5 protein-coding genes are annotated in these 5,116 nt (G+C 52.7%); 1 reads left to right on the top strand and 4 read right to left on the bottom strand.

Annotation, left to right across the window (positions count from 1 at the left end; translation table 11 throughout):
* Positions 1–371 precede the first annotated feature (371 nt).
* Positions 372–1,031 (bottom strand): winged helix-turn-helix domain-containing protein, encoded by a 660-nt coding sequence (locus OQK_RS28395; RefSeq protein ID WP_016775451.1) that lies wholly within the window; start codon positions 1,029–1,031, stop codon positions 372–374.
* Positions 1,032–1,308: 277 nt separating this feature from the next.
* Entirely contained in the window at positions 1,309–2,049 is a 741-nt protein-coding gene (locus OQK_RS28390) for a winged helix-turn-helix domain-containing protein (RefSeq protein ID WP_038861926.1), read from the bottom strand.
* A gap of 571 nt (positions 2,050–2,620) precedes the next feature.
* Here OQK_RS28390 and OQK_RS28385 point away from each other — a divergent pair.
* Positions 2,621–3,454 carry an undecaprenyl-diphosphate phosphatase gene (locus OQK_RS28385; RefSeq protein WP_016775449.1) on the top strand — a complete coding sequence of 278 codons (834 nt, stop codon included), beginning with the start codon at positions 2,621–2,623 and terminating at the stop codon, positions 3,452–3,454.
* On the opposite strand, the gene OQK_RS28380 is transcribed toward OQK_RS28385, so the two are convergent.
* Positions 3,455–3,835: a DUF2388 domain-containing protein gene (locus OQK_RS28380; RefSeq protein WP_038861924.1), complete on the bottom strand. Its 381-nt coding sequence runs from the start codon at positions 3,833–3,835 to the stop codon at positions 3,455–3,457.
* 75 nt (positions 3,836–3,910) lie between these two features.
* Positions 3,911–4,921 (bottom strand): tRNA dihydrouridine(20/20a) synthase DusA, encoded by a 1,011-nt coding sequence (gene dusA, locus OQK_RS28375; protein ID WP_081489915.1) that lies wholly within the window; start codon positions 4,919–4,921, stop codon positions 3,911–3,913.
* Positions 4,922–5,116 lie beyond the last annotated feature (195 nt).

Here is a 5,116-nt window from a genome sequence, read left to right as displayed (position 1 = left end):
GTCCATTCAGGTTTCAACAGTTGAAAGCCGAGTTGTTATGCAGACTTATTGTTTTTGTTTTAGCGAGTGTCTTGAGGTAACAACATCGAGAGCCGAACTGTCGTCAGCCAATAGACTAAGTTATTGTCGGGAATGGTGTCTGACGAGTTCTAACAAGATGGCACAATGCCAACTTTTAATAATTAAATAGATGGCTGTTAGAAAAGGTCGCAGAAAGAGGGATGAAAAAGCGGGGACGTATTTGTTACTGTTTGAGGGTGGAGGCAGGGAAAGCTTTTATCGAATCAGGGAGGAAAACCAAACAGAGTGCTCTTCTTGTTGTTGTAGTCGCACTTTATATCTGTTTGTCTCGGTTTGAAGGTCTTCTTCGGTTACGCAACGACTTCTTGAATCAGGCAATATCCGCGATTTCTTACGGCTCGGAACAATCTCTCGCCATTACTTGCGCTCTTGAATTTATCCTGCAATCGGCTCAGGCACATTTCCAGGCCACGGTATTGCTCGGGTTCCCGACCAATGCTGATGATCAAGTCATCACGACTGACCACGCGCTCTTCATGGCTCAGCATTTTCCTGACCAGAGCGGTTTCCAGGCCAGTCAGGCTGATCGCAACATTGTCCTTGAGCAACACGCCTTGTTCATCGTCAAGATGCCAAGTGTCGCTGCAAGGCTCAGTGCTGTCGCTGACATTGGAGATATGAGCGCGTTCTGCACTGCGGGTCGGGAAGCTTTGAAACGGATTGTCTGTTTGCGCGGCTCGCCATTCATTTTCAAGAGTGGCCAGTATGCGTTGAGTATCATGTTCGATACTGCGCGCAACATTCTTTCGGCTGAGGCTTGGGTAACTGAACTCCATGACCATCGGGGCGGAAGAGGGCGAAGCAACACCTTCAACAAACATTTGTGCCTGCGACGTGCCAAACGAATTGAAACGCTCGCTGGACAAGATACTTTCCAGTTCACGTTGCGACGTTGTGCTGTGCGTCACAACAACAAAATATTTTCTGGGGAGGGTTGTACTCGTTTCCATGTCTCTCTCCTAAATACACACCAAAATTGGCTAAAAGATAAATCGGCAGGCGAGCAATGACTTCCTCGGAAGTAATCGTAGGCAGGGTTCTGGCCGAAAATGGCCATCGATAAATTCCACTCGATCTGCTGCTATGTTATGGAGTTTTATTGTTATGTGGCGTGATGCCGTGCTCATTCAAGTGCTTGAGTTTTAATAAGTATGAGGCGCAATTGAAACGATATGGCTGCATCAGACGATCCTTCGTACGTATGCAAAAGGGAAGACTGCCCGAGACTCAGGCAGTCGATATCAGGCCCCGCATCAGGCGATAGCCGTAGCCGCGGATGCTCTGAATCGCGTTTGTACCATACATGTCCTTGATTTTTCCACGCAAGCGACTGATTGATTTTTCCAGTGCCCGAGGGTCGTAGAAATTGGCGTTGAGGCCCATGATGCTGGCGATTTCATCATGACTCAGAATGTGATTGCCGGTGTGCGCAAAGGCCTCGAGGATCTTCATTTCGGCGAAAGAGATATCCAGTTTGCGCCGACTGTCCATCAGGCAGATCCGCGTCGGATCAAGCGTGAGATTGATATCTCGTTGCCAGTCTTCGCTGTTGAAGAACTCCGCCAGCAAGTCTTCGCTGTCATCGCTCAATGTGTTGAGCTTGATACAGGCATCCGCCCCGGCGAGGAAATATTTGATCTTGTTGACGGCACCGCGGCCGGTGACAATTGCGCAAATAAGCGGCTTCAAGTTGTCATCGCGCAGGGTCTGCACCAGGGCCAGATTTTCTTCGATGGCTTGTGGACTATCGATGATGACGAAAATGGCGCGATAGGAACCTATGTAGCCGTGCTGTTTATATGAACTAGTGAAAGCACCTGTTTCCAGGGTCATATCGGGTTGCACGTGCTTTGCGATCAGCGATCTCAAATGATCAGCCACACCCAGTGTACGACCCAGCGCAAGAACACCGGATTCATCATTTGTCGGGCGCGGACTTCTCGTCGCCAAGTTCCCTGAGAGCATCATGCGTTGACTCGAATTAGGTGCTGACATCGGGATGTTAAAGCACCGGTTCTTATCTGTGACTGACAATTGGTAACATTTGCGCGGATTTTAGACGTGTCTCCCGAGATTTCTAACAATAACTAAGCTTTTCAAGCTTTTAGTTGATTTTCTCGGGCTTGTGAACTAGCGCGTAGATGATGGCTATATGCAATGGTGCCACTATTTTGAGCTTGCGGCGATGGCTTTGTCTATGTCCTTTTGCCACTGATTGGCCATGTCAACAATGTGTGAGGTTGATCACACTTCATATCTGAACTGAAATATTTGTCGTAATAGATGTAAATTTTTTCCGTTTAGTTCGTCGGCCGACGATTACTAACATGACTTGAGTGTGGCAGTCCGTTAGACCTATTCTTCGAAATCAAAAGATCGCAGCCTTCGGCAGCTCCTACATGGAAATGCATTCCAAATGTAGGAGCTGCCGAAGGCTGCGATCTTTAGATCTTCATATGCGCCAATTGTGTAACTCAGATACTCAACCCCTGAGTGTTATTTACTGGTCGCTCACCCTGAGTGCTCTGACGGAGGATTAATGGATTTCTGGACCCTTTTCCAGGTGTTGATATTAGGCGCGGTAGAAGGCTTGACCGAGTTCTTGCCCATTTCAAGTACCGGCCACCAGATTATTGTCGCCGACCTGCTCGAGTTTGGCGGCGAACGCGCGATGGCGTTCAACATCATTATTCAACTGGGGGCCATTCTTGCTGTGGTCTGGGAATTTCGTCCGAAGATCTTCGAAATCGTCAAAGGCCTGCCCACCGAGCGCAACGCGCAACGTTTCACCCTTAATCTGCTGATCGCGTTTTTCCCGGCCGTTATCCTCGGCGTGTTATTCGCCGACGCGATTCATGAATACCTGTTCAACCCAATCACCGTTGCGGTGGCCCTGGTTGTTGGCGGCATCGTCATGTTGTGGGCCGAACAGCGCAGCCATGTAGTCAGCGTCGAACATGTCGACGACATGCGCTGGTCCCACGCGTTGAAGGTCGGTTTCGTACAATGCCTGGCGATGATTCCCGGCACCTCGCGCTCCGGCTCGACCATCATCGGCGGCCTGCTCTTCGGCCTTTCACGCAAAGCCGCCACTGAGTTCTCGTTCTTCCTCGCCATGCCGACCATGGTTGGTGCCGCCGTTTATTCCGGCTACAAATACCGCGACCTGTTCCAACCCAACGACCTGCCAGTCTTCGCCCTCGGCTTCGTCACCGCGTTCATCTTCGCCATGATCGCCGTGCGTGGCCTGCTGAAATTTATCGCCAACCACAGCTATGCCGCGTTCGCGTGGTACCGGATCGGTTTTGGTTTGTTGATTCTGGCAACCTGGCTGTTTGGCTGGGTGAACTGGACCGCCGCAGCGGCCGCCTGATCACTGCGCGCTGATCAACGCCGCCACGGCGAGATCGTTTAACGTCGAATCCGACGACTCCTGACGAAAGCGCTGCAAGGCCGAGGTGAAATACGCGGCTTGCAGCATGCCGTCGCTGGCCAGGAAGTACCGCGCGGCTTCGATTTCCTCAGCCGAGTAAACACGTTTTTTGAGGCCGGATATGTCCGAGGTTCCATCGACCGACACCATCGTCGCCGTGAACACCAGAAAGCCGGACATTTGCGTTGATTCAAAAGGGCCACCGCTCCCTTCACCACACCCTCGCGCAAAATTGCACTCGGCGAAGATGTTGGAGGAAGCCGTCGAGCATAAAGCGAGGAGGGTGAAGCTATTGAACAGAGCACGTTTAAACGCGGGCATAACCAAGAGACATCCTGTCAGTACATCAAAACAGCGGGCAACGCTCATGCGGCGCCCGCACACTCAAACCATCAATCAACGACCTTCAAGCAACTCAGCCGCCTGATCCAGCAACGCCAACGGATCTTTTGCCTTGTGAATATCCACCGACAACAACTGACGAAACTTGCGCGCCCCGGGGAACCCTGTGCCCAAGCCCAGCACATGCCGCGTGATGTGATGCATCGCACCACCGGCCAGCAGATGTTCAGCGATATACGGCCGCAACTGCGCCAACGCCTCAGCCCGACTGATCACCGGCGCCGAACTGCCAAATAACTGCTGATCCACCTCCGCCAGCAGATACGGATTGTGATAAGCCTCACGCCCCAACATCACGCCATCGAAGGTCTGCAAATGCTCATGGCAGGCTTCCATGGTCTTGATCCCGCCGTTCAGCACAATTTCCAGCTCCGGAAAATCCGCCTTCAGCTGCGCCGCGACGTCATAGCGCAACGGCGGAATGTCGCGATTCTCCTTCGGCGACAACCCCTCCAGAATCGCAATCCGCGCATGCACGGTAAAACTCGTGCACCCTGCATCCCGCACCGTACCGACGAAATCACACAGCTCGGCATAACTGTCGCGCCCGTTAATGCCGATCCGGTGCTTCACCGTCACCGGAATCGACACCGCATCACGCATCGCCTTCACACAATCGGCCACCAACTGCGGATGCCCCATCAGGCACGCGCCGATCATGTTGTTTTGCACACGATCACTCGGGCAGCCGACGTTCAGGTTCACCTCGTCGTAACCGTGCTCCTGAGCCATGCGCGCGCAGGCGGCGAGATCGAGCGGAACACTACCACCGAGCTGCAACGCCAGCGGGTGCTCGGCTTCGTTGTGACGCAGGAAACGTTCGTGATCGCCGTTGAGCAGAGCGCCGGTGGTGACCATTTCGGTGTAGAGCAGGGCGTTCTTCGATAGGAGACGTAGGAAGAAACGGCAATGGCGGTCCGTCCAATCCATCATGGGTGCCACACTGAAGCGCCGGGACGGCTCAGGCGTTGGTTTTACTGGGCTAAAGCTCTGATTCTGGACCATTTTACTCAACGTGTTTTCGGCGTGCTTTTGGGCGTTTTCAAGGGTTTTCGGGATCTGATGGGTACGATGTACCCATTCGAACTCAATGCGTACCACTTTCGGTTATGGCAGTTGTCGGGACTCGAAAACTGGCGAATGTGAGCTGTGCGTTACACCGCGCAGCACCACATCAGGCGGAATGGAGTGCAAGTCTAC

The organism is Pseudomonas sp. R62 (assembly GCF_000257605.1).
Lineage (GTDB): Bacteria > Pseudomonadota > Gammaproteobacteria > Pseudomonadales > Pseudomonadaceae > Aquipseudomonas > Aquipseudomonas atacamensis.
Note: the sequence above shows the minus strand (reverse complement) of the source record. Positions and strands in the feature narration are given on the sequence as shown.